Annotated in this window: 6 protein-coding genes; 5 read left to right on the top strand and 1 reads right to left on the bottom strand. The window is 56.4% G+C overall.

Features of this window, described 5'->3' with window-relative positions:
* The coding region (locus tag INT19_RS19315; RefSeq protein ID WP_226924415.1) for a hypothetical protein at positions 1-624 on the top strand (624 nt) is incomplete at its 5' end.
* A gap of 72 nt (positions 625-696) precedes the next feature.
* Here INT19_RS19315 and INT19_RS00800 read toward each other — a convergent pair.
* On the bottom strand, positions 697-1,386 hold the full coding sequence (locus tag INT19_RS00800; protein WP_193059337.1) for a hypothetical protein: 690 nt from the start codon (positions 1,384-1,386) through the stop codon (positions 697-699).
* 264 nt (positions 1,387-1,650) lie between these two features.
* On the opposite strand from INT19_RS00800, the gene INT19_RS00795 reads away from it, so the two are divergent.
* From INT19_RS00795 to INT19_RS19310, 4 genes are all read left to right on the top strand, one after another.
* Positions 1,651-2,325: a hypothetical protein gene (locus INT19_RS00795; protein WP_193059336.1), complete on the top strand. Its 675-nt coding sequence runs from the start codon at positions 1,651-1,653 to the stop codon at positions 2,323-2,325.
* A gap of 531 nt (positions 2,326-2,856) precedes the next feature.
* Positions 2,857-3,456: a replication/maintenance protein RepL gene (locus INT19_RS00790; RefSeq protein ID WP_193059335.1), complete on the top strand. Its 600-nt coding sequence runs from the start codon at positions 2,857-2,859 to the stop codon at positions 3,454-3,456.
* Positions 3,449-3,706, top strand: coding sequence for a hypothetical protein (locus tag INT19_RS00785; protein ID WP_193057439.1), 258 nt, complete (start codon positions 3,449-3,451; stop codon positions 3,704-3,706). The genes INT19_RS00790 and INT19_RS00785 overlap by 8 nt, the downstream gene beginning before the upstream one ends.
* Before the next feature lie 156 nt (positions 3,707-3,862).
* The coding region (locus INT19_RS19310; protein WP_226924413.1) for a hypothetical protein at positions 3,863-4,251 on the top strand (389 nt) is incomplete at its 3' end.

Genomic DNA, 4,251 nt, shown 5'->3' with positions numbered 1-4,251 from the left:
CCCGCAAGGTCATGGCTGTGTGCCTCTTACCCCGATGCGACCTCAACGGCCGCAATTACTGGCTTGAGCTATACAGCGATCTCAACAGGTTGCCCCATCGAGTACCAACGCTTCCAGGTTTCCCCTCCGCGCCCTGACGCCTTACGAACGCCCTCAGCAGCCCACCAGCAGGGTCTCCGTTCTACCGTTTCCAGCAGCCCGCAGCCAGGATTTTCACCTGTTCGGAACAAACAGGGCTGGTCGTGTCACCACGAGGCCCGTTTCCGTGTCGCCCAACCCCGCCCGTTCGGGCGTCCAGTGGATTGGGTCGAACCGGGGGATTTCACCCCGGAGCGCCCTACGTTTGCCGTGCCAGCTCGATTAGGAGCACACGGCTTCGGCAGTGGCAGCCCGACAGTTGGCGACTGTCGGGCCTCCCCAGTGTTGGCAGCACTAGGTTTCTCTTCTCGCATCCGATCCCAGTGGAATCGGAACACTTGGCAAATCAACGGTTTAAAGAGCGTCTATCGACTTTACTTAACCCTGCGGCGCTTCATGCGCGGTAGCGCTTTCGCGAGGTGCTACAGTCACCCCCCTATTTCTGCGGGGTCTCAGGTACTGCGTAACCTGGATCGAGGCCGATAGGGACGGCGGCTCCAGTGGGCATCTGGCCCTGGTGACACACTATGGATCCCGTGTGTCAGGGGACTTGCTCAGCTAAGACGCTGCATGCCGCCGTACGCGCACGGGGCGCGGAGGGCTGATCATCTTCAACGTCTCAAAATCCATGTGTTCGTGGCCTGTCGCCTGCCGCAAGCGCCGCTCATGGCCACACAGGCGGTTTCTCATCATCTCACGGGCCTGATCGCGCTCAAGCTGAGCATGAGCCACAGCGGCTTGCTGCTGCTCAACCCAGACTCGATATTGAGCCTCAACCGCATCGAGCTGGGCCTGCTGCTGCTCAATCTGGGCGGTCTGCTGATCGAGCGCCTCCTGTCGTTCCTGCATGACCCTGCGGCTATGCTCCAGCTCGACCAGCGCCCTCTCTGTCGCTCGTTGCTCCGCCTCCTGCGCATTTCGTTCAGCCAAACGACGCAAACGCTCAGCCTCAGCCACGGCAAACGACGCTGTTTCAGCGTCTACCAGGGCCCGCTCCCGCTGTTCAGCCATATCACGTTGCGCATTGTGCTGAATGCGCTCCCGCTCGGCGTCCTCAATCCAGCGCAATAGCGGCAGCATGCTGCCCAGCACGACGACCAACAACCAGCTCAGGCCCGCACCTACCAACAGTAACCGCTCCAGCGGATAGCCGATGCTGTGCAACTCATCGAGCTGCGGCCAGCTGTACCAGGCCGCTACCGCGACTGGTGCAGCGCCTAGCAGCGCGATGAACAACAATCTCAGCATGGCGTCTCCGAAGCCAAAACCAGCCGCCTGTCGGCGGCAAAAATTCTGCGAATTTTGGGCGGCCTGGCAAGGCCGCATAGCGCGCAGCGCTAGGAATCTCTTTGTGCCTAAATCTACAATTGTGCAAGATTCTTATATAGCACAATCTACATTGGCAGGTATATTACTCACATACTCTCAGTAGGATATAGCGATAAAGGTGTTCGTGCAAAACAGAAAATCGGGGGGAATCATCCAGTGATTTTTCGGTACAAAACAGACGCGATGCGTCTTTTGCTTCGGCACCTGTCGAGGGGATATATCTACTGGACAGCCGGCAGCATCGAGGCCAAAAAATGGCCTGCACTTGAGGCTAAATTTTTAGACCGTTATCTAATTCACGCAACAGCTCAACAACGGTGGCGACGCAAAGCCAAAGGCCAGTGCAATAGCTATTTGGTTGGCTTGGTGGACAAAACCAACCCCGGCAAAATCTGGTGGTGGCTGCTAGTTACAGAGGGCGAGGGCATGGCCCACGACCTCGAAGACCTAAAGCAAAGCAGCAGCAAACGCGGGCGCTTGACCATGCAGGATGCTGATTATGAGGCCCTAAAAGCCCCGCGCCCAGGCAATAGCCCTGCGTGGACCTGGCGAATCACTGCGGATTCCTATGCAGGCTGGGAGGCCCGTCTAGCCAGCGCAGTACAAAACGCGCCTAGTGACGGCGGCGATGCCCTCCGGCAGGCCCTACACAGCCTGCAGCGCGTGCCAGGATTTGCTCAGTCCAGGAAACAGGCGTACGCCCTGGAGAACAGCGCGGTAAAGCGCTGGAAGCGCCTTAACCGCGGCGAGTGGCCGCATAAGCGGCTCCACATCGGCTGGCTAGGTAGCTACACCCAAGGGGAAATCGTCAAGGCTGAAAACATCGCCAGAACAAAAACAACAAAAACATCGGTTTAGCACGACTGGGGGTGCCTTTAGTCACAGCGGCGCCCAAGCCCACGCGCAGCTCCTCAGTGCAGTGCCCAGCGGGTTCCCGCTCCTTCGTCGCTGCATCCGCTATCGCGGATACCCCCTCCTTTCCTTGCTAAACGGGGTTGCAGTTGATGGGTTAAAAAATTGGAACAATTCCCCTCCCTGGCATCCGTCGTGAAACGAATCTCCGATTCGTGAACGGCGGTGCCCAACAACCGAGGAACGAGGGCGTTAGTGTGCGGGGCTGCACTGATCAGAGTGCATATCGCACTCTCAAACAGGTTGGTAGTTCGCTTCGCTCTTATCCCCCCTTAACAAGATATAAGAAGGGATTTCCAACGAACCCGCATGGGGCGGGAGCCGTTTTTTCAAAACGGGTTAGTCGGTCTATCAGAACTAGTTGGTCGGTCTATTGAAAAAAAGATAATTAATGATAGACGGCTATCAATAAAGTGGTTATTTTTGATTCACCGACATAATTTTTTGAATGCTGGTCTATCAGATTAAGGGCGGAATATGAGCAAGGTTGTCAGGTACGACAAGAACCCATTTATCGAAAACATGGTAGTGCCGATCAGAGGGCAAGCCGTGAGACTGTCGCAGCTAGGGAAGGACGACAACATCCTGGTAAACCAAGCTACAGGGGAGGTTCAGGGTACCCATGTAACGACCTATCGACGTGTAGATGCTGAGCAGTTTGTGAAGCTATTTACTGCCAATATTGCTCTCACTTTTGACCTCAAGGCAGCCGGTATCAAGGCATTTAACGTGCTGCTCTGGTGCTTGCAGAACCGAGCGGTTGAGCGAGATTTAATACCGCTAGACAAGATCGTGCTTGATGAGTTTTTAGCAGAACACTCCGATAGAAAGCCGCCTATCAAGCTATCTCAGCCAACTTTTTGGCGGGGTCTAGCCGAGCTGGAAAAGGCTCAGATAATCGCTAAACACCTACGCCAAGGCTGGTATTACATCAACCCGAATTTCGCGTTCAACGGCAATCGGATTGCATTCACGACAGTAATTGAGAGACAGCAACCAAAATCAAAAACAGAGGGAGATGCACACCTCCAGCAACCTTTGCCAATATCAACAAATGAAGGAGAAAGTAATGATTGAGCAATGGCACCACGACCACGCTGACAAGCTGCTGACAGCTGTAGGCTGGGGTAGCGACAAGTCGCCAGAGTGGCACGCGGGGCTGCATAACGCCGTTGCGTGGCACTTAGCAGAGCAACCGCTAGGCCATGGCCGATCAACGTGCCCACATGCGCTCAAAACGGCTCAGCGAGACGCCTGGATGGCCGGTTGGTCGTTTGGCCAAGCCAGATGCTTGGAGGAAGGCAGAGACGCCCTTCTGCGGGCTTAGAGGCCTGATGGGAAGGGATAGGCTTTCTCAAGCACCCGAAGCCAGGCGCTTGAGAAAGCCCCCGCACCCCGAAGGGTGCAGGAGCTTCACAGGGTGTACCCTTAAAACCGTGTTTGCCAAGTGCTCCGCCGCGATACCATCGCAACGGGGAGCACTATGCGTGGGGTGCCACCCCCAGAGAACGCCACCACCGCCGTCTTTCAGCTCATAGCGGGGCCAGGTGCCAACCTGACCTTATTCCGCCTCACCACGGGGCTTCGACCATATCGCCCAGCAGCTTTCGCGCCTACTCAACAGCTCTCCCACACCTGGCTTGGACAGTGCCAACCGTCCATCCGCCCAGGTGCTTCCCACGTTAGTCTGTTACGTCAAAACACACCGCCACTCACTCCAGATCGACGCCCTGGTCTACACCTCACACCTGCCGTAGCAGGGTTTTCAGCGGCCCGAGATTCCAAAGCAGCTCACCTACTAGCGCCGTCCTTCAACATGATGGCCAGACCCGCAAGGTCATGGCTGTGTGCCTCTTACCCCGATGCGACCTC

The sequence above is a fragment of the Halomonas sp. 3A7M genome (assembly GCF_014897875.1).
Classification (GTDB): domain Bacteria; phylum Pseudomonadota; class Gammaproteobacteria; order Pseudomonadales; family Halomonadaceae; genus Vreelandella.
This window is presented reverse-complemented; position numbering and strand designations above follow the sequence as displayed.